23 protein-coding genes and 3 pseudogenes are annotated in these 21,431 nt (G+C 67.9%); 16 read left to right on the plus strand and 10 right to left on the minus strand.

Going from position 1 to position 21,431, the window contains the following annotated elements; all coding sequences use genetic code 11:
- Positions 1-82: 82 nt before the first annotated feature.
- Positions 83-835, minus strand: a complete 753-nt coding sequence (locus GCN81_RS28360) for an AbiTii domain-containing protein (protein ID WP_156724765.1) — start codon at positions 833-835, stop codon at positions 83-85.
- On the minus strand, positions 832-1,749 hold the full coding sequence (locus GCN81_RS28365) for a hypothetical protein (protein ID WP_156724766.1): 918 nt from the start codon (positions 1,747-1,749) through the stop codon (positions 832-834). Before GCN81_RS28365 ends, GCN81_RS28360 begins: the two co-directional genes overlap by 4 nt.
- Positions 1,750-2,324: 575 nt before the next feature.
- On the opposite strand from GCN81_RS28365, the gene GCN81_RS28370 reads away from it, so the two are divergent.
- From GCN81_RS28370 to GCN81_RS32790, 3 genes are all read left to right on the plus strand, one after another.
- A complete protein-coding gene (locus GCN81_RS28370; RefSeq protein WP_197287617.1) occupies positions 2,325-3,365 on the plus strand; it encodes a coiled-coil domain-containing protein in 1,041 nt (346 codons plus the stop codon).
- A gap of 68 nt (positions 3,366-3,433) precedes the next feature.
- Complete coding sequence (locus GCN81_RS32785; RefSeq protein WP_231626832.1) at positions 3,434-3,652, plus strand: restriction endonuclease; 219 nt, start codon at positions 3,434-3,436, stop codon at positions 3,650-3,652.
- Positions 3,649-3,852: a restriction endonuclease gene (locus GCN81_RS32790; RefSeq protein ID WP_231626831.1), complete on the plus strand. Its 204-nt coding sequence runs from the start codon at positions 3,649-3,651 to the stop codon at positions 3,850-3,852. The genes GCN81_RS32785 and GCN81_RS32790 overlap by 4 nt, the downstream gene beginning before the upstream one ends.
- 275 nt (positions 3,853-4,127) lie before the next feature.
- Here GCN81_RS32790 and GCN81_RS28375 read toward each other — a convergent pair whose 3' ends face one another.
- Positions 4,128-4,397: an IS3 family transposase gene (locus tag GCN81_RS28375; protein WP_156724767.1), complete on the minus strand. Its 270-nt coding sequence runs from the start codon at positions 4,395-4,397 to the stop codon at positions 4,128-4,130.
- A 360-nt stretch (positions 4,398-4,757) separates the two neighbouring features.
- On the opposite strand from GCN81_RS28375, the gene GCN81_RS28380 reads away from it, so the two are divergent.
- The 3 genes from GCN81_RS28380 to GCN81_RS28390 all read left to right on the plus strand — a co-directional run bounded on the left by GCN81_RS28380 (position 4,758) and on the right by GCN81_RS28390 (position 7,063).
- On the plus strand, positions 4,758-5,390 hold the full coding sequence (locus GCN81_RS28380) for a hypothetical protein (protein ID WP_156724768.1): 633 nt from the start codon (positions 4,758-4,760) through the stop codon (positions 5,388-5,390).
- Positions 5,391-5,609: 219 nt separating this feature from the next.
- Complete coding sequence (locus GCN81_RS28385) at positions 5,610-6,524, plus strand: hypothetical protein (protein WP_156724769.1); 915 nt, start codon at positions 5,610-5,612, stop codon at positions 6,522-6,524.
- Positions 6,521-7,063 (plus strand): restriction endonuclease, encoded by a 543-nt coding sequence (locus GCN81_RS28390; protein ID WP_156724770.1) that lies wholly within the window; start codon positions 6,521-6,523, stop codon positions 7,061-7,063. Before GCN81_RS28385 ends, GCN81_RS28390 begins: the two co-directional genes overlap by 4 nt.
- A 611-nt stretch (positions 7,064-7,674) precedes the next feature.
- On the opposite strand, the pseudogene GCN81_RS33035 reads toward GCN81_RS28390, so the two are convergent.
- A pseudogene (locus GCN81_RS33035) lies at positions 7,675-7,908 on the minus strand (effector-associated constant component EACC1); the annotation flags it as partial.
- 480 nt (positions 7,909-8,388) lie between these two features.
- On the opposite strand from GCN81_RS33035, the pseudogene GCN81_RS28395 reads away from it, so the two are divergent.
- Both GCN81_RS28395 and GCN81_RS28400 read left to right on the plus strand, forming a co-directional pair.
- Positions 8,389-9,042 (plus strand): annotated as a pseudogene (locus GCN81_RS28395) (amino acid--tRNA ligase-related protein); the annotation flags it as partial.
- A 364-nt stretch (positions 9,043-9,406) separates the two neighbouring features.
- Positions 9,407-9,883 (plus strand): transposase, encoded by a 477-nt coding sequence (locus tag GCN81_RS28400; RefSeq protein ID WP_231626693.1) that lies wholly within the window; start codon positions 9,407-9,409, stop codon positions 9,881-9,883.
- 98 nt (positions 9,884-9,981) lie between these two features.
- Here the strand turns inward: GCN81_RS28400 and GCN81_RS28405 are convergent, their stop codons facing one another.
- Positions 9,982-10,659: a Crp/Fnr family transcriptional regulator gene (locus tag GCN81_RS28405; RefSeq protein ID WP_156724772.1), complete on the minus strand. Its 678-nt coding sequence runs from the start codon at positions 10,657-10,659 to the stop codon at positions 9,982-9,984.
- 111 nt (positions 10,660-10,770) lie between these two features.
- Between GCN81_RS28405 and GCN81_RS28410 the strand changes: the two genes are divergently transcribed.
- The 3 genes from GCN81_RS28410 (at position 10,771) to GCN81_RS28420 (ending at position 12,700) form a co-directional block, all read left to right on the plus strand.
- Entirely contained in the window at positions 10,771-11,442 is a 672-nt protein-coding gene (locus GCN81_RS28410; RefSeq protein ID WP_156724773.1) for a hypothetical protein, read from the plus strand.
- A gap of 73 nt (positions 11,443-11,515) precedes the next feature.
- Positions 11,516-12,232, plus strand: coding sequence for an adenylate/guanylate cyclase (locus GCN81_RS28415; RefSeq protein WP_156724774.1), 717 nt, complete (start codon positions 11,516-11,518; stop codon positions 12,230-12,232).
- Positions 12,233-12,337: 105 nt separating this feature from the next.
- The gene (locus GCN81_RS28420) at positions 12,338-12,700 is read left to right on the plus strand and encodes a molybdenum ABC transporter substrate-binding protein (RefSeq protein WP_156724775.1); all 363 of its coding nucleotides are present in this window, start codon (positions 12,338-12,340) and stop codon (positions 12,698-12,700) included.
- Positions 12,701-12,811: 111 nt separating this feature from the next.
- Here the strand turns inward: GCN81_RS28420 and GCN81_RS32605 are convergent, their stop codons facing one another.
- The gene (locus GCN81_RS32605) at positions 12,812-12,964 is read right to left on the minus strand and encodes a hypothetical protein (RefSeq protein WP_231626694.1); all 153 of its coding nucleotides are present in this window, start codon (positions 12,962-12,964) and stop codon (positions 12,812-12,814) included.
- Between GCN81_RS32605 and GCN81_RS33040 the strand changes: the two genes are divergently transcribed.
- Both GCN81_RS33040 and GCN81_RS32055 read left to right on the plus strand, forming a co-directional pair.
- Positions 12,965-13,207, plus strand: coding sequence for a hypothetical protein (locus GCN81_RS33040; RefSeq protein WP_407697963.1), 243 nt, complete (start codon positions 12,965-12,967; stop codon positions 13,205-13,207).
- Positions 13,208-13,263: 56 nt separating this feature from the next.
- On the plus strand, positions 13,264-13,485 hold the full coding sequence (locus tag GCN81_RS32055; protein ID WP_231626709.1) for a beta-lactamase family protein: 222 nt from the start codon (positions 13,264-13,266) through the stop codon (positions 13,483-13,485).
- 125 nt (positions 13,486-13,610) lie between these two features.
- On the opposite strand, the gene GCN81_RS28435 is transcribed toward GCN81_RS32055, so the two are convergent.
- Positions 13,611-14,066: a transposase gene (locus GCN81_RS28435; RefSeq protein WP_156724777.1), complete on the minus strand. Its 456-nt coding sequence runs from the start codon at positions 14,064-14,066 to the stop codon at positions 13,611-13,613.
- A gap of 443 nt (positions 14,067-14,509) precedes the next feature.
- Positions 14,510-14,716: a hypothetical protein gene (locus tag GCN81_RS28440; RefSeq protein ID WP_156724778.1), complete on the minus strand. Its 207-nt coding sequence runs from the start codon at positions 14,714-14,716 to the stop codon at positions 14,510-14,512.
- Between the two features lie 118 nt (positions 14,717-14,834).
- Between GCN81_RS28440 and GCN81_RS28445 the strand changes: the two genes are divergently transcribed.
- Positions 14,835-17,489 (plus strand): tetratricopeptide repeat protein, encoded by a 2,655-nt coding sequence (locus GCN81_RS28445; protein ID WP_156724779.1) that lies wholly within the window; start codon positions 14,835-14,837, stop codon positions 17,487-17,489.
- 67 nt (positions 17,490-17,556) lie between these two features.
- Here the strand turns inward: GCN81_RS28445 and GCN81_RS28450 are convergent, their stop codons facing one another.
- The gene (locus GCN81_RS28450) at positions 17,557-17,958 is read right to left on the minus strand and encodes an HD domain-containing protein (protein ID WP_156724780.1); all 402 of its coding nucleotides are present in this window, start codon (positions 17,956-17,958) and stop codon (positions 17,557-17,559) included.
- A gap of 420 nt (positions 17,959-18,378) precedes the next feature.
- Positions 18,379-19,144 (minus strand): annotated as a pseudogene (locus tag GCN81_RS28455) (transposase).
- Between the two features lie 100 nt (positions 19,145-19,244).
- On the opposite strand from GCN81_RS28455, the gene GCN81_RS28460 reads away from it, so the two are divergent.
- A complete protein-coding gene (locus tag GCN81_RS28460; protein WP_156724781.1) occupies positions 19,245-19,658 on the plus strand; it encodes a hypothetical protein in 414 nt (137 codons plus the stop codon).
- 354 nt (positions 19,659-20,012) lie between these two features.
- The gene (locus GCN81_RS32060; RefSeq protein WP_197287817.1) at positions 20,013-20,408 is read left to right on the plus strand and encodes a hypothetical protein; all 396 of its coding nucleotides are present in this window, start codon (positions 20,013-20,015) and stop codon (positions 20,406-20,408) included.
- Positions 20,409-21,431 lie beyond the last annotated feature (1,023 nt).

Genomic DNA, 21,431 nt, shown 5'->3' on the forward strand with positions numbered 1-21,431 from the left:
GAACACCGGAGCCTCGATGGTGCGGGGCCGGGCGGTGTGGCGCCCGTCATCAAGGTGGCCCCTGCGGCAGGCGGGGAGGCGGTCAGCGTCGTCGCCACTGCCACCAGCGCTGTTGTACACCGGTTGCGGTGCTGGCTGTTGCGCCGTGGTCGGCGTGGGCGAGCGGAGCGGTGAGCGTGACAGGCGAGTTGTCGCCGGTGATGATGCTGATGCTCTGAACGGCCCTGTGGACCTGCTCCGGGGTGGGCGTGCCGGATCCGGCCGGCATCGTGGAACGCAGTTCGGCGACGAACTGCGTGAGGCGGGTACGGACTTGGTCGAGGATGTCGTGCAGAACGGAGGGAGAGACCGCCCAGTACAGGTCGTCGATGACGACGGCTCGGCTGCGGTAGCGGTCCATCACGCTCATCAGCGTGCGCAGTTCGGCCGCGCCAGGAAGGCTGAGGTGGACTGCCTGGCCGGGAGGGGTCCGGTCGATCAGGTTCTGCAGCTGACCGATGCCGAACGTGATGGTCACTTCTTCGTTGATCTTGCCCCGTGTGATCTCGGGGAGGTTCAGGGCGCTGATGGTTTCACCATGGCGTTGCCAGGTCAGCGAGTGCGAGTCGGCCTGGATGGGCGCGCGCGGGCGCCGGTAGTCCGGAACACCGGAGGCGGGTTTGCCTCCGTAGCCCTTGAGTTCGTTGAGAGCCCATTGCTTCAGAGGCTGGGAGGCGGCGTGGCCGCCGATGACGAGCGCGAGGCGCAGCAGTCCGGCAAGCGGGGCGGTGTCGTCGAGGACGCCTTGCTCCAACTGTTCCACGGGCTGCGGCCTCTGGCGGGTGGGTTCGGTCATCTACCCAGCGCAAGATAGGCGACGACGGCACCGGCTACCGTTCCCAGAGCGCTGACGGCACCCCAGAAGATGGCGCTGCGGTACCACGGCGCTTGTGGGGCCGTGGCGGGGTCTGCCGGTGCTGGCTGGCCGGCACTCGCGTGGGCGCCGTGGGAAGCGTGCGCATGAGGGGCGTTCACCGTGACGGGTGAGTTGTCGCCGGCGGTGACCTGGACCGAAGGGCCTGGCTGGGGTTGTTGCGGTGCGGGATGGTGGCCTCTTCGGCTCATGGTGTTCATCAGCTCCTTGTAGCGGTCAAGTACGGTATCGCGGGCCTGGGAGAGATCGCGCAGGGTCTGGGCGTAGCGTTCGGGGGCGGTGCGCCGCCACTCCGGGGGGATTTCGGTGTATGCGGCGTCATGGTCGGGGGTGAACGTCCCGCCAATCTCGTCGAGGAACCGGGCGAGGGCGTCCGTGAAATGCTGGTGCGCCGTTTCGAGTTCCGGGTCGACGAAGTCGATGACGTCGCGCTGCAAGGCCTCCAGGGCCGAGTCGACGCCCTCGGTGACGAAGTCGGGGATGCGCCGCATCGGCATGCGCCGGGAGAGATGGACCAGCCAGGCAGCGTCCGCCGGGGCCGCTTCTGCTACCCGCGCGGACTTGGCCCGGTCGGAAACCGTGGCCGTCACCGATGCTCCCTCCCGGTAGGCCGCCGCGACGAAGCCTTCCAGCGCCTGCCTGACGGCTTCGGTGTGACGGGTGAAGGCTGCATCGTCGAGAGCGCACAGGCGCTGCGCGCTGCCGTAATTGTGTATGTGCAGGTCGAATTGGGTGTCGGCGGCAGCCCGGGCTGCCGTGTAGAGGTCCTCGGCCGCCGCCGTGACATGCGGGGCAGCCGCCAGTTTCACCTCGTGCAGCCTGTTCTCCAGGTTCATGACCGCCACATCCACCTGGGCGACCGGCTCCGGTACGGGCGCGTCTGCCGACGGGGCGGGAGAGGCCAGCCAGCTGCGGATGAGAGCTCCTTGGCCTGCCTGAGCCGCCTGCAGGAATGTCGCGTGGTAGCTCATGGGCGGCCTTCCTCGTCACACTGTGATCGGTTGATTCTGCTGCACAGCACTGCGTTGTCACAGCGGTGATCTGTTCCCTGCCGTGTCCCCGTACGGAGTGCCGGCAAGCCGCTGTTCGCCCGCCGTAGGACAGTTCGCCGATCTGGCGCGGTCGGCTGGAGCAAGGCCCGGCCGGCTGCAGTTCGTGACGTGCCGGGCCGGAGCGTCTGGCACAGGACACCGGGGATACCGTGCACCAGGCCCGGCGGAGTCCCCAGGCATCGGCATCAAGGCGTCGCCGCTGTGTTCCGGGCACTCGCTGGCGGCTTCGGCGGTATCGCCGTCGGGGCGAGGGAAAGCGGTCATGTTCCGAGCGAGTCAGGCCATGGGCCCGCCCGCGGGGATTGCTCTGCCTCTGCCGGGGGCAGCTGTGGTGTTTTGACCTGTGGTGGGGGCGGCGAATGGCGCGTAGGAAGTCCTTGGCGGCGCAGTTGCTGCAGGCGTACCGGGACAGTCAGAAGGCGAAGGCCGCAGCCGCGAGGCGGGCTGAGGCGGAGCTGGCGCGTCAGGCGCGGGCCGCGGAGCGTGAGGCTGCCGAGCGGGCCAAGCAGGAAGCGCGGCGGGAACGCGAGCAGGCGCAGACGTGGATGCGGGCGCGGAAGGAGAAGCAGGCGCAGCACAGTGCCGAGTCGCGCAGGGCCGAGCAGATCGTGCGGGATCTTGAGAAACGTCAGGCGGCGCGGGCGAGGGAGCTCGAGCAGAAACGTCGTGCTGAGGTCCGCGAGAAGGCTGCGGCGGAACGGCGTGCGAAGCAGGAGAGCGCTGAGAGTTTGCGCCGGGAGTCTGCCGGCCGGACGGCCGAGGGCGAAGAGCGGCTTGAGGTGCTGACTGCGGTTCTGCGTGCCCGCCCCGGTGGGCTGCACGGGCTGCGGCTGCAGGTGGAGCAGGCGCTCGGTGAAGGAGATCTGGAAGGGCTCGCGGTCGGCGTGGAGAAGGCGCTGGGCTCCATCGGCTATCCGGAAGGACTCGGCGGTGCCCGGCGGGCGGCGTTCGCTCCGGAGTCCCGCGAGTTGGTTGTGGAGATCGAGTTGCCGGTCCAGGCGGTGGTTCCTCCGGTCACGCAGTACCGGTTCAAGGCCTCCGCTCTCCCGGCCGTGGTCCCGCAGCCGCGGAAGGAGAACGAGTGCAAGGCGTTGTACAGGGATCTGGTGGCCAGACTCGCGCTGCGGGCGATCGACGAGGCCTTCGCCGTGACACCGCCGTCGCTCGTAGACGGAGTTGCCTTTAACGGGAAAGTCCGCGCCAAAGACCGTGCCACCGGCAGGGCGATCGAGCCGTGTCTGATCAGTGTGCGGGTCAGCCGGGAGGCTTTCACTGAACTCGTGCTGGACGAGCCCGAACTCGACCCGGTGGCAAGCCTGCACCATCTGAACGCGATCGTCTCCCAGCACCCCACCCCTATGACCTCGAGCCGGTTCCTCCTGTCGTCACGTTCGACCTGACCCGGTACAAGATCGCCCCGGAGCGGGATGTCATCGCCGGCCTCGACAGCCGGCCCGACCTCGTCGCGATGGACCTGATCGACTTCGAGCACCTCATCCGGCGACTGTTCGAGAAGATCGGGCTCAAGTCGTGGGTCACCCAAGCATCCCGGGATGACGGCATCGACGCTGTCGCGGTCAACGAGGAACCCCTCATCGGCGGACTGTGCATCATCCAGGCCAAGCGCACGAAGAACGTGGTCTCCGCCGAGACGGTGCGGTCGGTCGGTCGGTCGCGGGAATCGTGAACGACAAGAGCGCTTCGAAGGGCATCGTGGTCACCACCGCGTGGTTCGGCAAGGCGAGCTGGGACTTCGCGCCCCGCAACCGTGTCGAGCTCATCGACAGCCGACATCTCAAAGCACTGCTGCTGGAACATCTCGGCATCGACGCTCTGATCGGCCTGCCCAAACCCCCGCCCGGCTGGCAGACACGCGATCTGAGCTAAAGCGCCGTCGTGTCCTTTCGGGCCGGTGTGCTGTTGGAGACAACAATCCGACACGAGAGGAACGAGCATGTCGTACGGGTACGGCGGCGGGCCCGACTGGCCGATGATCCAGGCCCGGCGGCGAGCCGAGGAAACAGCGAGATCGGCCGCTGGCGAGGCCGCGACCCACAGGGCGGCGGCCGACCGGTGGACAGCACGTCGGGTGCGACGGCGATGAAGTTACGGCGGACCAGGTCCCGGGCCGCCGGCCGCTTCCCGGGCCGGGTCAGGCTCCGTCACCGTTTCGGTCGCCGCCCGCACAGCCCCAGCTCGGCCCTCCGCGCCGCCACCGTGTTCTTGGAAACGCTCCAGCCGGCCTCGCACTGGTCGCGGGTGATCCCCGGCGAGCCGTAGGTGCTGCCCGAGGCGGCGAACAGCCGCTTGATCTCCTCATCCAGCCGCTCCTGGCGCTGCTCGCGGGCGGTGGGAGCACGGTTGATCCACTTGTAGAACCAGGACTGCGAGACCTCCAGGGCCCGGCAGGCGAGGCACCGACAGGGCCCCATTCGAAGCACGTCACCATCACAGACTCACCGACAGCCCGCGCCTTGAAGGTGGCGGATGCGTCGTTGCCACCGCTGATGCCGCCTGGGTAGGCTGCCGACAGCCATGCGGATCCCGGGCTGAAGCGCCGGGTCTGACAGCAACTCACCTCCGACCCATGCGGACGAGCCGGTAGCTCGTGCGACACGTCGGTTGGCAGGGTTCCCTCGTTCTTCTGCGGCTCAGGCGCGTGTTCGTGCCGGGGACCGCTCCTGAGATGTGATGTGAGACAGAAAATGATTCATTCGTTCATCGCGCACACGAGCCCTGGACGAAGCAGGGTGTTCGCCCTTGTGAGGAGGCCTGGGGACGAGCTGGAGGCGGTGACCACACTGGGAGCCGGCGATCTCCACCTGACCAAGGAACTGGTCAGTGCACTCAACTCCTTCCTGTACGACCGCGACGACAGCGCCCTTGAAAAGGTGCTGGACCGGGCCCCCAAACCGGTGCGCATGGCCGCGCAGCAGTACCTCAAGGACAAGTGCGAACCGGTGATGGGGGCCTTCACCGAGTGCGGGCCGGTCGAGGTCGTTCGCGAGGCTGTTTTCTTCGGGCGGATCGACGAGGAACTCGAGGAGTACCTCGAGTGTGCCTACACAATCGGGCTCGGCATCCGCATGTCGAACGAGCGTCAGCACGATGGCGGCGTCGGGTGGGTCATCCGGCTGCTCAACGACGAGGTTTCCGTGCCGGCCAGCGCCGAGCCGCGCACCTGGGCTGTCCCCACAGGGGTGAAGCTCGCGCGGACCTGGACGAGTAAGCAGCAGGCCGGCGATGCCGGTCCTGTTCGCGGCGCGCTCCAGGTGGCCGCGGATGCAACGGCCACGGGCCGGTGGGTGAGGATCCACACGCTGCTGCACAGCCGCTACGACATCGACTTCGAGGGCAGCGGAACCTCGGAATTCGCCGTCGACGTCTTCGACGCCCCCATCCCGCTGAACCAGCGGGGCGAGTAGGCCGGGGGCTGTCGCCCGGCCTACTCGCCGGATCACCCAAACCGGCGCCAGAGGGACTGCGTACAGCCGTTGCCGCCACGGACGTGGACGAGGCGGCAACGGCCGGCCGGTACGGCGAACACCAGAAGGCCGGTACGGGAGTCTTCATGATGAAATGACACGTGGTGCGTACAGGAACGTGGCTGTGTCGCGTCACAGAGTAGAGAATGGGGTTCCCGGGTGAATGACGGTGCGACACGTGAGGATTCGTCGGCGCCAACCTCGCGTTGGTTCATCTCCGCGCCGGCTGCCACAGATCTGCGCACGTTGCTGAGGGAGCTCAAGCGACGCGGTGTGGACCCTTATGTTCTTTCCGACGTGGCGCCTCTGGGAGCAAGCATCGCCCAGAGTCTGCGGCAGGCCATCGCGCAGGCGGAGACGGTGCTGGTGGTTCTGGGTAACCCTGATCAGTCTCAGAGCACCTTGTTCGAGGCCGGAGTCGCAGTAGGGATGGGCAAGCGGGTCATCGTCATTGCCGATCCCGATCAGGACACTTCTCCCGACCTCGATGGTTTGCTCACCATTCGTGCTCGACCGGACGACGTCGAGGCAGTCGCCTACGCCCTTGCCCAGGCTGAGGGGCGTCTTGTCAGGGTGACGCCTGCGACGTCCGCAGTAGAGCATGCGCTGGGCAGCACGCAGGTGAATGAGCTTCTGGAGCTGCTGCGTGAGCAGCCCATGCGTCTCGAGCGAACGGCCGTGGATGTTCTGAAGGCCGCTCTGGAGGGCAGTGGAGCGGTGGCGGTGGAAAATCCAGACCCGAAGGTCGGAGATCGTCTCGATCTCGGGGTGTGGTCGGACGACTTGGGTGCCATCGCCCTCAACCCTTTGCTCATCGAGCTGAAGCGCACGCTGTCACGCTCCGCGGTCGAGCAGACTCTCCATCTGCTGCAGCGCAGCCGCATGAACGCAGCCCTGTTGGTCTACCTCGATCCGCCAACGAACGCCGAGTTCCGTGAGGCCCTGAGGGTACCTTCCTTTCCCGTTCTGACGATCTCGCTTGAGACGCTGCTGGAACGCATGCGGGCGTCGAGTTTCGCTGAGGTCGTGCGCGATCTGAGGAACCGTGCTGTCCATGGCAGGGCGTACTCATGACGTCCATTGACCGGGGCCGTGTCGCCGCGTTCCTGACCGCCGGCGACACGGCTGCCAGCAACGCTGCACGGGGCAAGGCCTTTGAGGATCTCCTCACGTATCTCTTCGAGCTCGTCCCCGGAATCAGTGTGACCGTTCGCAACCAGCTGGATTACTTCTCATCTGAGGAGATCGACATCGCCTTCTGGAACGAGGGTGATCCCAAGGGGCTGCGCCAGTTCGACAAGATCATTCTTGTGGAGTGCAAGAACTGGTCGAAGCCTGTGGGGGCGGCGGAGGTGACACTCTTCAGCTCGAAGCTGGAGGGACGGGGCCGGCCCTTGGGAATCCTGGTCGCCGCGGCCGGCATTACTGGGGAGGCGGTTGATCGCAGTGCCGCGCACCAGATCCTCGCTCGCGCCCTGGGGCAGAAGCGGGAGATTCTGGTGGTGACCCGCAGCGAGATCGAACAGCTCTCAGACACCGACGATCTGGTGCGGCTGTTGAAACAGAAGCGGCTGCAACTGGCTGTGTCAGGCACCATCTACGGGGTGTCGTGAAGACCCGGCTGCAACCGCGACGGCGGAAGTATGGCGCGGATGGCTTCAGTGCGGGTTTCTCCACCTGGTACTCGTGAAGCCTCTGGTTTCAGACTGCGCTAAAGGCCCCCGTCGCTCCGGCCAATCAATTGAGGTGGCGGGCTTCTCGTCATTGCCCTCGTCCGAGCAGCCCCCTGGGTGGACGCCGCCGATCCGGCCCGGGACGGGTGTCACGCACTCACAGGTCTGGGGCGCTTCCACAGCGTTCTGCTCGGGGCCAGCCGGGTCAGGGGGTCAGGGCCGCGTCCTTCGGGACTGTTCTGGTCGCCCGGCGAGAGCAAGGTTGTGCACGTGGCGGCGACGGCCCGGACTGCGGGAGGGGGAACCATCGCCGCGCTGCCGAGGTCATGGACTCACCGGCGGCAGCGAAGCGACCTCGATAAGCACGCTGGCCGCCCTGGACAGCGCCCGGCACCCCCGCGCCGTCCCGGAAGACGACTGAAACGGTTTCCTGGCCTCGCCCCTCGGGCGCAGCGGGGACCCGGTCGAGGTCTGCCTGGGCCTGCGCCCGGTGGCCGAGCGCCTCGTTCGCCATTGCCCGTCTGCCGAGCACCCAGGCGTACCCAGCCGGATCAGCGCCTCGGCCTCAGAGGCGTCACCGGTCTCGACTTCCAGGGTGCAGTCGGCCCGGGTAATGGAGATGCGGATCTTGGTCGGGTACGGCTGTTCTGCAACCAAGTGGCGAGGGAACCGGCCAAGACGGTGGCGATACCGTCGGCGAGGGACACCGTGAGCAGTTCGAGACCGGCACCAAGCTCGTTCTCCGCGGGTGTGACGGGCACGACGTGCACGCGCCCCTGGGGGGCGCGTTCACCGCGGACCCCCGATCAGCGCCAGGTGATCGTCGAGTTCAGTAGCCGAGTCGAACCTGATCTGAGCATCCGTCGCCCCGGTGTCCTGGGTGCCGTGCAGCGCGTACTCCCCCTGTTGCGCGCATCTAATGCCCAGGACTACCCCCGGCTGGTACGAGGAGTCACCCTACGGGGCGGGCCCGCCTGGTTCGGCGCAGGCCCGACGAAGAGAAATCACGCCACGGCCCTGGGCCGACTCCGCGCCTTCATACCAGCGCCCCTCGACCGCCACTACCGGCGGCCCGTTACCCCTGAGCAACCAACGCTCCTGCTGAGCAGACCCCCGGAACCATCGTACAAACCGCAGGTCAAACCAACCTACAGAGGCCCACCCTCAACCCTACCTAACGGTAACTTCTACCGAACTCCGCTCTCCAAGACTGAGCAACTCTCTGGTCAGCACGTAAGGACTGCTCACCTCCAAGAGAGCCGCGACACCAGTTCTTCCACAGTGAGGCGGAGATAGCGGGCGGCCTCGACGACATGATGGAGGTGGTCGAGGCCTATCTGCGGCACCTGGCCGGAGCCCTGCTCACCCACGGCCGCGAGGCTGTGACCGGGATGGCCGGGACGGTGCGGCACCTGGAGGGGCTGGCCGGCAGCGGCCCGCTGCCCCGGATCGCCTTCGAGGAGGCCTACGGGATCCTGAAGGACCTGCCCGGAGCCGTCAAGGAGCTGGAGCCCGGCTGCCGGAGCCTCACCCGCGAGGGCGAGCGTGTCCTGATGGACAAGTTCGGCGGGTACGTCTGGCTGACCCACCCCGACCACCTGAGCGTGCCCTTCTACCAGGCCTTCGACCCGCAGGACCCGACCAAGGCGCTGAGCGCCGACCTGCTGTTCGGCGTCGGCGAGACGGTCGGCGCGGGCGAGCGCCACACCGACGTCGCCGACCTGCGCCGCGCCCTCGACCTGCACGAGGTTCCCGAGGACGCCTACGAGTGGTACGTCACCATGAACGAGCGCCACCCGATGCGAACCTCCGGCTTCGGGCTCGGCGTCGAGCGGTTCCTGCTCTGGGCGACCCAGCACGACGACATCCGTGACCTCGCCCTGCTGCTGCGCTTCAACGGCGCAAACATCCTGCCCTGACCGGCCGGAGGCCGTGGCCCCGCGCACACCTGGTGCGCAGGGCCACGGCCCGTGCCGGCGGGCGGGTGCCACCGCTCGGCAATTCTCAGATTGACTGAGTAGCTGTTGTCGTTCCGATCTTGAGGGCTGCATGTCGAACGGGGTGCTCGATCGGGTGGTTGCCGCCGGCTGCGGGCATGAAGGCAGGGCCTCTTGGTAGCTCGGGGTTGCGAAGCCAACCGAGATCCAGGAGACCCTGTTGCCGCAGTTGTACGTGCTCGCGCCGGTGGAGTTCAACTCGGCTGCACCGACGTGTGATTGTGTCGCTCGCCGGTTCGGAAACGCAGCCGATCACCCGGAACGTGTTCGGCGGTATCCCTCGGACATGACGGACGTGGAATGGGCCGTGGTCCGGCCACTGCTGCCTGTGCCGGGCTGGATGCGCGGCCGGGGCGGGCAGCCGGAGGTGTACTGCCACCGGGTGATACTCGATGCGATCCGCTACCTCGTCGACAATGGCATCAAGTGGCGGGCGATGCCGGTGGACTTCCCGCCGTGGGACCGGGTCTACGCGTTTTTCCGCCGCTGGCGCGACCATGCCCTGGTCAGGGAGTTCCACGACCGGCTGCGCGCCAGGGTCCGCGAGAGGCTGGGCCGCGACACGGAGCCGAGTGCGGGTGTGATCGACTCGCAGTCCGTCAAGGCGGACGCCGTCGTCGGCTCCGACAGCCGTGGCTTCGACGGCGGCAAGCTGGTCAACGGCCGGAAGCGGCACGTCGTGGTCGACACCCTCGGCCTGCTGACGCGCCGGCATGTACACGATCGACCAGATCTGCAGCGAGAAGCTCGCGTCGAAGTGTGAGGACGCCGGACTCGTCGAGGGGCGGTTACGGTCGAGAGGATCCGGCGGTCCGCCCGGTGCACCGGGCGGACCGCCCTGCCTGCCGCCCGGCCGGACGGTCACGGCGGAAACGCGTGGTCCCGCAGCGCGGGCATGTCGCATACGACGATGCGCTCCCGCTTCCGGACCTCGTCGAGGATTCTCCGCTCCTGGAGCTTCCGGAGACTGCGCCCGGCGGACGCAAGACTCATTCCGCACCAGTCGGCGAGCTCTCGCTGAGAGACACGCTCCAGCACGATGCCCGCATGGGTCGCTGTGCCCTCTGCTGCCACCACCCGTAGCAGCATCCGGCTGAGGCGGACGTCCGCGGTCGCCGCTCCGGCCAGATCGGCCCGGAAACCGTCGGCTTCCTCCAGCCGGTCGGCAAGTATCCGGAGGAGATTGAGCGCGATTCCGGGGTGCTGGGACAGCGCCGACGCGAATGCGCTTTTGCTGAGCACGCGTACCCGCACCGGAGTCAGGGCGACGACCGTCGCGGTCCTGCTCTCCGACCTGAGCATCGCCATCTCTCCGACGATGTCGCCCTTGGTGCGCGCCCCCAGATAGCTGCCGCTGCCATCCCGGTTGTGGCCGACGACCCGGCAACTGCCGCTGGTGAGCACGATGGCCTCCTCGCCGCGAATCGATTGCGTGAAGAGGTGCTGACCCGGCTGGTACCACCGCTTGGTGCGACCGATCCGGGTCAGTTCTCCTTGCTCGCCCTCGCTGAGACCTTCCCAGAACGTCGTGGTCGTCACGGAGCCAGAGGTTGCCAGGAATACGGCCCCCTATAGAGCAGATGCAATGTTGTGGCGGGGAACTGGCTGATTCCCTATGGGGACTTGCACGAAGGAGCTCAGGAGCAACGCATGTCCGATCACCCGAGACCAGTTCCTCCCGGCACCCGCACGGGGCACTCGCAGCGGGACGGAAGCGGCAACAGGTCCGTCAGCGTAAGCGGAAACACCACCCGGATCAGGGACTCGATCATCGCCGCCGGAAGCGTGTCCGTCACGCATATCCGCCGGAATCCCGTCCGGTCAGCCGTGCTGGCGGCGGCGGTGACCCTGACGTACGGCGGATATCTCCTGCTCGGCTCCGAGACTTCGTCGGCCGACGGGGTCGATACGTCCGTCGTGAACGAGAAGGGACTGACCGGGGCCTCGCACACGGTTGAACAGCTACGGAAGGCCGAGCGCACGGGCGACGCCGAGGCCTGGTGCGAGATAGCTCAACCGAGCGACCGCTCGTGTGCGGGCCTCATGCGGGGAGAGTTCGACCAACGGTCCCCCGAGAACCGGGCCCAGGTCGAGAACGTGACGATCGGTGACGCCCGGGAACGGCAGGGCGGTGCACAGGCGATGCTGGGCTGGAAAGGCGAGCCCCAGTATCCCCTGCACCTGGCGTGGACCAACGGACGCTGGAGAGTGGACAACTCCTCCTACATGCTGATCGGGCTGTCCGGCGGTGCCTTCCTGGTCGTGGTCGACGACCACAACGGTGAACGGAGCTTCGGTGGCTTTCCCGTTCCGTCGAGCTGACGCCGCGACCCCGACCGGCCCTGGCCCGGGCCCCGCAAGGAGCCGTGACCGGACACGCATCCCGGAACACGTCATGCTGCTCTTCGTCGACGTTGAGTCATTCGGGGGCCGCTCGGATCACGAACAACTCCGCACCCGGGAAGACCTGTACCGAGAACTGCGTGCCGCCTTCACAAGGGCGGTGTGGGACGCGTGCCCGCACGAGGACCGGGGAGACGGCGTATTGATCGTCATACCGCCGGAACTCCCCAAGCGGATGGTCCTGGGCGAGATCCTGCTGCGCCTCGACCGCGCACTGGGCGGGCGCCGACGCAGCGATCCGCTGCTGCGGCTCCGTGTCGCCGCCCACATCGGCCAGGTGCACCGCGATGCTCACGGCGTCGCGGGGACCGCCGTGAACCATGTCTTCCGGCTCTGTGACAGCGCCCCGCTGCGCCGGGCTCTCGACAGCGCCAGGAGCGACGTCGCGCTGCTGGTGTCGGACGCGGTCTACGACACCGTGGTACGAGGCGCCCAGCCCGCGATCGACGCCGAGTCGTTCTGCGAGGTCGAGGTGCTGGTCAAGGAGACCGAAGCGCGCGCATGGCTGAACGTACCGGGAGACCCGGCAACTGCTCCCGGCGTGGCACGGGAAGCAGCGGCTCGAAGCGACAGCGAGGGCGAGCGGCGCGCGGCGACGGCAGGGGTATCCGTCCACGCCGACGGCGACTTCTCGATGTCGCGCTCCATGATCGCGGGGCACGGCATCTCCGTGGCGCGCGGCGCTGGGAAATGGTGGCGGCGCCGCTGAGTTCCGCCGCGCGGGCGGAGCACATCCGTTCCGCTCCGGCAGCACGCGCCGCGGTCTGGCAGAGCGGCTGGGGACGGTATCCACTCATGACGAAGGAGTTATGCGATGGCACTATTACGTCGGTTGTCGCTCTGTGCCGGAGCGGGCTTCCTGATCTACTCGTTCGTGGACGGCTGCCTCATCGACAAGGAGCCGGCAACGAGGGCCGACGTCTGCCGGGGCTACGAGGAGCTGGGCAGCGAACTGCGGCAGTTCCGGGTCATCGACAATGCGGTGTTCCGTAAGGCGGGTACGCTCGCCGACCTGGCCGACAGATATGAAGGACCGGAGGATCTCTCCGCGGACGCCGAGAAACTCGACGGGATATCCGACTCGCACACCACGACCAGCCTCGCACTGCGGAAGGCCAGCACGCGCATCGCCGACCTCTGTGGCGCACCTCTGCCCCTGGTCGGGCTTCTGCGCTGACCTCCGACTCCAGGGCTCCCCTGGACGGGGGCGTATCGGAACGTATCTGCGGAGCCGCAGTCGACCGACGGCCTCCCGGGACGGGTACGGCCTGCGTCAGGGGAAGATGCCCTAGCCCGGTACCAGGATGCCATCCGGGTCGTAGCGGCGGCGGGCGGCATCCAGCCGGTCCCAGGCCGGACCGTAGTGGTCGCGCCAGTCGGCGGGCCGGAACGGGACGGCGACTTCTTCGAGCTGGGCGGGGGCTCGGTGCTCTGTGTCCAAGTGGCCTACCGCGCCCGGCGCGCCGGGTGGTCCATCGTGCCGAGGGACCTGTTCTCGCACCCGACCATCGAACGCCTGGCGGCGGTGGCCGTGCGTACCGCGGCCACCGCGGACGCACCCGTGTCCGGGCAGCCACCGGTGGCCGAGCCAGCTGCGCCCCACAGCGTGCGCCCGAAGCGGTCGTCCCCGGGAACACGGCGGCGACCGACACCACGGGCCCGGCCATCAGCGACGAGTTCCTGACCGCCCGTCTCGCCGAGCTGGCGCGCACGCACCGGGTGCCGGGCGCGCAGCTCGCCGTGCGCTACTCGGGGCGGCTGACCGTCGTCGAGGCAGGTGAGCGGGTAGCCGGGAGCGGCCTGCCGATCACTGCGGACACCGCGTTTCCCATCGCCTCCTTGACCAAGCCGGTGACCGCGCTGGCCGTGCAACTGCTGCAGCCGACGGGCGCCTCGACCTCGATGCCCCGATCGGCACGTACCTGCCCGAGCTCTCCGCCGCGAGCCCGGTGGGCCGGCTGACCGCACGGCAGTCCCTCGCCCACACCGGAGGTGGTCGCCGCGATCGACGAGCGGGTGCCGAGCACGGACCGGCGCCAGCGGGTGGAACGGCACGACTCCGTTGCCCAATTCCGAGCGGTCGCCGGTCAGGCTGTGAGTATGTAGGCAAGGTGTTCGAGTCTGCTGGTCCGGGGTCTGCTGAGCGGGGTGGTGCTCCAGTAGTCGTCGTCGAGGCGGATGACGTTCAGGGCGGTGGCGGAGAAGAGGTGCTGGAGGCGGACCTTGGCCAGTCTTCGGTAGCAGGCGCGGCGGATTCCGGTCATGTCCAGGGCCTGGTTGATCGTGCTCTCGACCCCGGCGCGCAGTTCGTACTTGTCCCGCCAGGTCCGGGTCTTCTGCTCGGCGCGGGCGGCAGTCTGGATCTCGTGCAGCTCTTTCGGCCGCAGGGTGAGTATCCGACTGCCCCTCCGGGAGGAGGTGCAGTGCGTCCTTGACGGGCAGGCCCGGCAGTCGGTGGAGGCGAACTGGGCGACGATGGCGGGCCTGCTGTGCTGGGTAACCGGATACGCTGATGGCGCTTTCTGAATCTCAACGAGCGCCATCAGCCCGTCCTGATGGGCCACAACGCCACTCCCCCGGCGGCCAGGGCCAATCCGCTAGCGCACCGATCTCACCCGCCATGACCAAAATCAACCACGCAAACCAGTCTTGCGGACAGGCAAAACTGCGGGGGGCTCTGATAGCGTCCCAGCTCAGCAAGTCTCCGCCCCGCACGCGCAGGGATGACACCCAGGCGGCGGAACCAGGGCCCCTTTTCGCCCTCTCCGCCCCGCACGCGCAGGGATGACACTCAGTTGCTGCCCAGCCACACATGAGCTCGGCGCTCCGCCCCGCACACGCAGGGACGATTGCCAACAATGGGCACGCAGTCCCACGCAAGCTCACCGAGCGTACCGGCGGAGGCGCGCCGACCCTGCAGCACGGTGCCCGACCCCCACACCGGGCTGGAAGGCCCGCGGCCGCTCGTCCCGAGGTGCGGGTCCGTTCAAGCGACCAGGGCGGCGAGGGCCGCGTAGGCGGCGGTCACGGCGGCGGCGAGGGTGAGCACCGCAGTAAAGGCCACGGCGGCCCGGGTGAGGGCGGCAGGGTAGGTGGCGCCGTCCAGGCGGGCGAGCTTGCCTGCACCGGCCCCGGCCAGCAGCGCGACGATCACCACGAGCACGGTGACCAGCAGAACGACAACGAGATCCACGACAATCTCCCTGTGATGGCGGGGTGTTGACGTGATCTAAGCTCCCGGAATCAGTGTTCAGCGGGGTTCACCCGGACGAGAATGGACACGGCCGAACACGTGACAACGCGGGGGAACGATGCCTGAGACGCCAGAAGAGGGAGGTCCAGACGCCGGTGACTACGGGGTGTTCCGCCGGAGGCTGGCCGACCGGCTGGCCAACGCCCAGGCCTCCTCCGCGCTGTCGAGCAAGAAGCAGCTGGCCGATCTGGCCGGCATATCGCGCACGACTCTCCACTCGGCGCTCGACCCCGAGGGTCCGCTGCCCTTGGAGCACACCGTGGCCGCGCTGGCCCGCGAGCTGAGGCTACCCGTCGGCGAGCTCCTCACGCTGCGCCGTACGGCAGCGAAGGCCTTCAGCACCCGGAACGCCTCCCGTGGCCCGACGGCATGCGTCGAGGACCCCGAAGCTGACCCCGAACCAGATGCCTTCGCGTCCCTTCGGGCCCTGGCGGCTCTGCCCCGGACCGCCGAGACGTTCGTCGGCCGCGAGGAGGAGGTGCGTACGCTTCTAGCGCCGCTCACCCCCTCTGCCAAGGACGAACGTCAGGCAGCACGGGTCCAGATGGTCGTCGGCATGGGCGGCGTGGGCAAGACCGAACTGGTCCTCCAGGTCGCAGGCCGGGCGCTGGCCGCACCCGGCTGGTGTCCCGGTGGCGTGCTGTATGCCGACCTGAACGGCTACGACCCGGTGGCTGCGCAGCAGGCCGTCGCCACCGATGTCCTGGACACCTTTCTCAGGGCCTTGGGCGTCGTCGGTGAGGCCGTTCCCCCTGGCGTCGCAGCACGATCCGCCCTTCTGCGTATGCTCCTGGCGCAACGGACCGCGGGCGGGCTGCGGACCCTGCTGGTTCTCGACAACGCCAGCAACGAGTCGCAGGTCCGGCCGCTGCTGCCGGGTGATGGAGCCACCCCCGTCCTGGTGACCTCACGCACCACTTTGGCCATCGGCGCCCGTGTACACGAGCTCGGCTCCCTGACAGCCGCCGCCTCACTCGAGCTGCTCCGGGCAACACTGCGCCAGGCATGTGGGGACGAGGACACCCGGGTCGATGACGAGATCGACGCGGCCCGCGCGATGACCGAGCTGTGCGGTGGGCTGCCGCTGGCGCTTCACATCGTCTCGGGGCTGCTCGTCGACACCGCGCGTCGCCCGCTTTCTGCTCTGGCCGCGGCCCTACAGGACGCACGGACCAGGCTCGAACGGTTGAGCCATGCGGACCAGACCGTCACCGCCGCCTTCGAACTCTCCTACCGCGCGCTCACCGCGGAGCAGGCGAAGCTGTTCCGGTTGCTGTCGCTCAATCCCGGCCCGGAGCTCTCCACCGCAGCGGCCATGAGCCTGTTGGACGCCACCGACGCCCACGATGCGGAGCGCGCCCTGCAGGATCTGGTGCGGGCGCACCTTGCGGAGCCTTCCACGGTGTGGGGCCGCTGGCGCATGCACGATCTGCTGCGACTGCACGCTGAGGAGCACGGGATCGCGTGTGCGGCCGCGGACGGGAGGGATGCCGCCCGCGAGCGCCTGCTAGGCCACTACCTGCGCACGACCCGCGCCGCCGTCGCCCAGTTGCCCCAGCAGCTCGTCCCTCCGACCGCGGGCTTCGCGGACCGACGGCAGGCGATGGCCTGGCTGGAGACGGAAAGGGCGAATCTGGTCGCGGCGTCACTCAGCGCGCCGCAGGACAGTGCGGCGTACGGATACCTGGCCTTGGCTCTGGGCGCTTTCTTCGATCGGGGGCGTCACTACGACGACTGGATCACGACGGGCACGCAGGCAGCGTCAGCGTTCCGCGCCTGCGGCGCGGTACTCCAAGAGGCCCAGGCCCTCAATTTCACCGGCCTCGCCCTACGTCAGGCGGGCGACGTCTCTCAGGCAGTGGCAAACCATGAGCGCGCTCTGGAACTGTTCAGGCAGGCGGACGACCTGCACGGTCAGGCGCAGGCGCTCAACAACCTCGGGCTGTGCCACCAGCAGTCGCACCAGGCCTCCCTGGCGCTACGTGAGCACCGGGAGGCGGCCGGCATGTACAAGGAAACGGGCGACATTCGCGGCCGGGCTCAAGCCCTCAACAACCTGGGGCTCGCCCAATGTCGCATCCGCGAGTTCCACCAGGCGCTCGCGACGTACGAGCGAGCCCGGACACTGTTCGCCGAAGCAGGCGACCGGTACGGCGACGCCCAGGTACTCAACAATGCGGGTTCGTGCCATCGGGAGATGCGGGAGCCGGCGAAGGCGGTCGTCGCGCATCGGGCCGCAGCCGCACTCTACGGCGAGCTCGGAGACGTCCACGCTGAGGCAGGTTCCTGGCTCAACGCAGGGCTCACCCTCAACACCAGCAGGCGGCCGGACGAGGCACGGCCAGCGCTGGAGCGCGCCCGCGACTGCTACAGCGACGTGGGCGACGCACCGGGCACTGCAAACGCGCTGAACGGTCTGGGGGCGGCCCTCTTGGCCCAGGGACAGGCACAGGAGGCACTGCAGGCCCATGCTTCGGCACTGACCGTCTTCATGGACCTGGGGGACCAGGCCGGCCAGGCGACGACACTGAGCCTGCGGGGCCTGGCGCAGAAGAACGGGGAGGATCGGGCAGGGATGCTGGATTCCTTCAGGGCAGCTGCCGACCTTTTCCACCAGCTCGGGGACCAGGCCGGAGAGGCAGCTGCCCGTGCCGAACTGTCCCTGGACCGCATGCGGTGGGCGACGGACTTCGGCGGCTTCGAAGGCGCGTGAACCGTAGCCCCCCACCAAGGCTGTGCCCCTGCCGGACATATCGAGGGGCGGGCGAGGAACTCAAGGACTACGTCACTGCACTGGTCCAGGCGCCTGATCGCCTATCTCGCACACCGAACACCACGTGCATCGAGTACGGGTCTACCTCCACCGGTACCGGCGAGATACGGCCCGCCCCGGCCACGCGATCCTCGCCCAGCCGCTCCCACGCGCCACGCTCACGCTGTTGGAAGCCCGGCACCAGCTTGCCCAGCTCCCGCAAGCCCGCCAGTGACACCGTCAGCGACCGCGACTGCTCCTCGCCCACACCCAGGCCTTCGCCGATCACCGCACGCTGCGACGAGCTCAAGATCCTGTCCCACAGCACCGCTGCATCCGCCGCGTCATCCAGCATCCGGAACAGCAGCGGATACGACGTCCAAGTCGCTGACTCAAACTCCGCCCACGCCCCGAGGTCGATACCGCGCATCCTCAACCACCCCCACCCACAGTCCCCTTCAGCCGCATTCGCGCTTACCTGCACCAATCGATCACGTAACGACCAGTACACTAGACTTACTTCACGTCACCGATGACGCACACGGCCCACCCCGCACACGCTGGGATGATTCGACCGAGCCGCGTCCGCCGGATCAGGAGGCGTACTCCGCCCAGCACAGGCAGGGATGACTCCTGCTCACCCGGGAGCCGCAGGTTCTGCCCGTATACTCCGCCCCGCACGCGCAGGGATGACTCACGGCGGCATCAGGCCTGTGGTCTCAGTGGCATCTCCGCCCCGCACGCGCAGGGTTGACTCAGCGCAGAAGAGGCAGACCGGCATCGAAGTGCTGTCCCGTAAATGATCTTCGGGTTGCCTCGGGCATGGTTGGCCGCTGTGCGGCCCGCTCGCTTATCCGGCGAGGGCGAGGCTGTGCATCCGGGCGAGCCGAGCATGGCGTGATGGACGCCGTCGCCTTTGAGGCGGCAGTCGCGGAGGATCTTCCATGTCTTCATGCGGGCGAAGGCGTGCTCGACGCGGGCTCGGACCTGCTCGTGGGACTTGTTGTGTTCCTCTTTCCAGTCCGGGAGTCCGGCCTGGCCGCGCTCGCGGCGGTGCGGGATGACGAGTCCGGTGCCCGGGTAGCCGCCGTCGGCGATCGTCATAGTCTTGCCGACGACGGCCTTGGCGCCGGACTCCTCCCATGCCTTGCAGTCGTTGCGGTTCCCGGCGAGCGGCCGGCCGACCACGACGACCAGGCGGGTGTCGGCGTCGATGACGACCTGGTGGTTGGTGGAGTACCGGTAGTTCTTCGACCGCTCGGCAATGGTGTGGTCGCGGGTGGGGACCAGGGTGCCGTCCACGATGAGCACGGTGTCCCTGGCGAACCTCTTGCGGGGCTGAAGCGCGAGCATCGGCCCGAGGTGGTCAATGATGCGGTCCGCCGCCGACTTGGACACCCCGAACAGCGGGGCGAGTTGCCGCATGGTCAGGTTCGTGCGCCAGTAGGCCACAGCAGGGCCCGGTCCTCCAGAGAAGGGCGCCACGGCCGGCCCTTGCGGGCGGCGTCCGCACCCTGGCGCCGCAGAACGGTCACCAGCTTCCCGAACTGCCTCGCGCTCAGCCCGCTGAACGGGGCTATCCAGGACGGCTCCGACGCCGTGATCACACCAGCCACGGCGAGATCGTCTCATCTTGATCATGCTGCGGGGCACGCCAGCCTCTGACGGGACACATCTCGGTCGCCCGGACGGATTCGGCATGAGAGCCTCACGCCCGTGGCTACTGAAACCGAGGTGGGAGAGCTGTTGCACCAGCGCGGCTGGCGGACGACATTCACGGTCACCCAAAGGGTGAACGCGTGGGCTGCCCTGGTGAGCGTCATCGAGCGCGGCTACGGCGACGACATCTACGAGTACACCAACGACCTCTACTGCCGAAACTGGCTGCACGAAGCGTGGCTCCTGCTGGACGAACACGTCGTCCAGCTCTGGACCCCGCGGATCAAAGCCCTGGACGCCCAATACAAGGCCGCGACCATCGACGACGACGGCCAAGCACTCGATCAGTTCCACAGGCTGCCCGGCCCCGACCTGTGGTGGTGGCGGCGCCACCCCCGCATCCTCACCGGAGACCTCGGGCGTTCGCTTCGCTCGGCCGGCGCCATCGGCGCCGATCCGGACACGGCATGACCCTCAGCCTCGTGGGATTACGAGACAGCACTTAGCCGAATTCCGCCCAGCTGGAAGAACCTGCAGGTCAAGTAGGGTTAACTATCGGCATTCTCACTTCAATGTCCTGCAGTTTCCCATCTGACGTCACATCAACTTCTCACCGGCTGCCGCCCTTGATTCTGCCGAGGATCAGCAAATGAGCACGTGACAAGGGCTGCAGCAACAGCGGAACATATGACGTCGAGCTGAGAACTTCGCCGGACATCAAAGTGAGACTCAGCAATTCAACCGGCGCCGCACCGGCTGGTGTGCCCACGGCATCAGCAAGCCGCCCCCGGCCCACGACTCACCTCCCCTATCCGCACAGGGGCCGTGTCAGAATTCGCCGCCGTAATCTACGCCCACCAGCGCCTCCTGCGGCACCCGCGTGCCAACACCGCCTGGGCCACAGCGCGCGCCATCACCACCCGCTGGTACGACCACCAGCAACACCTCACCCATCGCTGGCACACCCGCCTGACCCGGCTCTGCGCGGCCAACCCCCACCTGGCCACCACGGGCAGTGCCTCCCCCGCCCTGCTGACCCGCGACCTGGTGATCTACCCGGAAACCGTTGCCCTCGCCCGTGCACTCGCCGCCCTCCCGAACCGGCCACACCGCGACACCGGCAAAGCCCTCAACCTCATCGCCGACCGACTCGGACTGCCCCGCCTGGCCAGCAACGCGAACGATCCCCTCCGGGTCTTCCTCACCCACACACGCCACTGACCAGCATCATCCGGAACCCCAAACCCCCCGAGAGCGCAGCCCGCCTATAGACGCGCCACCACACCTACGAGAAAGCCAAGATCAATCCCACACAACTACTGAACCGCAGGCCAAGCGCCCGAACAACCAAACCGAACGCACACCCAGTCCACGCCCATCACGCCCGAACGCAACCACTTCAGCCGTCCCGAGTCCCACTCCAAAGACGAAACACCAGACCAAAGCAGTCCAGCGCCCTGAAGATCACTGCTCCGTCACAGTCCAGGCCCAGCTCGCTGAGGGGATCCGGCCAACGCGACCCGGCAACCTCAGGCTCCCGCCCAGTCAGCAAAGCCCGCCCCGCCCGACGGTCCCTGCGGATCACCCGATGCAACGTCGACGCCGACGGCACCGAAACCCCGCCACCAGCATCGACCAGCCGACGCCTCAGCTCAGCGACATTCCCTCCCACCTCGCCAAGCAGCTCCCACACCTCGTCCGACACCGCGTACCCCTGCCGGACCGGCGTCTCCACACGCCCCGTCGCCTTCGCCTGCCCCAGCCAGCGCCACACCGTACGCTCCGAAACACCCACCACCTCTGCGACCGCACGCACATGCCGCGTCGACAACTCCCCCGCCTGCTGCCGCTCCAGCAAACGACGCACCACCAACGCCCTCGGCAGCCCAGCCCCCCGACCGGCCCCTACACCCTGATCCACCCCACGATCACACCGGCCCGGCCCACCGCATCGCATCAGAACTCACGAAACTGAGACAGCATCAGCTGCCATGGGATAAAGCCCCACGACAGCAACACCCACCCACGGCCTCTCACCTCATGACAGTGCCGACCTCGCCCCAACACCCCACTGACCAGCGCCAACACAAAACAACACCAGACCAGCACCACCGACTCTCACCATTACTGACCCCAAGCCGAGAGATCGCACCAAGACGAGACGCGACAAGCTCACCCAGGACCAGCTGTACGCACTGCGGGAGTTGGGCATCGAATGGGCATAGCCGGAAGGAACTGGGCGTG

This window comes from Streptomyces apocyni (assembly GCF_009739465.1).
Taxonomy (GTDB): Bacteria; Actinomycetota; Actinomycetes; order Streptomycetales; family Streptomycetaceae; genus Streptomyces; species Streptomyces apocyni.

Excerpts from the sequence above, each read along its gene's own strand:
- GCN81_RS28360 (WP_156724765.1), bottom strand. The coding sequence starts at position 835 with ATGACCGAACCCACCCGCCAGAGGCCGCAGCCCGTGGAACAGTTGGAG.
- GCN81_RS28365 (WP_156724766.1), bottom strand. The coding sequence starts at position 1,749 with ATGAACCTGGAGAACAGGCTGCACGAGGTGAAACTGGCGGCTGCCCCG.
- GCN81_RS28370 (WP_197287617.1), top strand. The coding sequence starts at position 2,325 with ATGGCGCGTAGGAAGTCCTTGGCGGCGCAGTTGCTGCAGGCGTACCGG.
- GCN81_RS32785 (WP_231626832.1), top strand. The coding sequence starts at position 3,434 with ATGGACCTGATCGACTTCGAGCACCTCATCCGGCGACTGTTCGAGAAG.
- GCN81_RS28375 (WP_156724767.1), bottom strand. The coding sequence starts at position 4,397 with ATGGGGCCCTGTCGGTGCCTCGCCTGCCGGGCCCTGGAGGTCTCGCAG.
- GCN81_RS28390 (WP_156724770.1), top strand. The coding sequence starts at position 6,521 with ATGACGTCCATTGACCGGGGCCGTGTCGCCGCGTTCCTGACCGCCGGC.
- GCN81_RS28400 (WP_231626693.1), top strand. The coding sequence starts at position 9,407 with ATGACGGACGTGGAATGGGCCGTGGTCCGGCCACTGCTGCCTGTGCCG.
- GCN81_RS28410 (WP_156724773.1), top strand. The coding sequence starts at position 10,771 with ATGTCCGATCACCCGAGACCAGTTCCTCCCGGCACCCGCACGGGGCAC.
- GCN81_RS28415 (WP_156724774.1), top strand. The coding sequence starts at position 11,516 with ATGCTGCTCTTCGTCGACGTTGAGTCATTCGGGGGCCGCTCGGATCAC.
- GCN81_RS28420 (WP_156724775.1), top strand. The coding sequence starts at position 12,338 with ATGGCACTATTACGTCGGTTGTCGCTCTGTGCCGGAGCGGGCTTCCTG.
- GCN81_RS28435 (WP_156724777.1), bottom strand. The coding sequence starts at position 14,066 with ATGGCGCTCGTTGAGATTCAGAAAGCGCCATCAGCGTATCCGGTTACC.
- GCN81_RS28445 (WP_156724779.1), top strand. The coding sequence starts at position 14,835 with ATGCCTGAGACGCCAGAAGAGGGAGGTCCAGACGCCGGTGACTACGGG.
- GCN81_RS28450 (WP_156724780.1), bottom strand. The coding sequence starts at position 17,958 with ATGCGCGGTATCGACCTCGGGGCGTGGGCGGAGTTTGAGTCAGCGACT.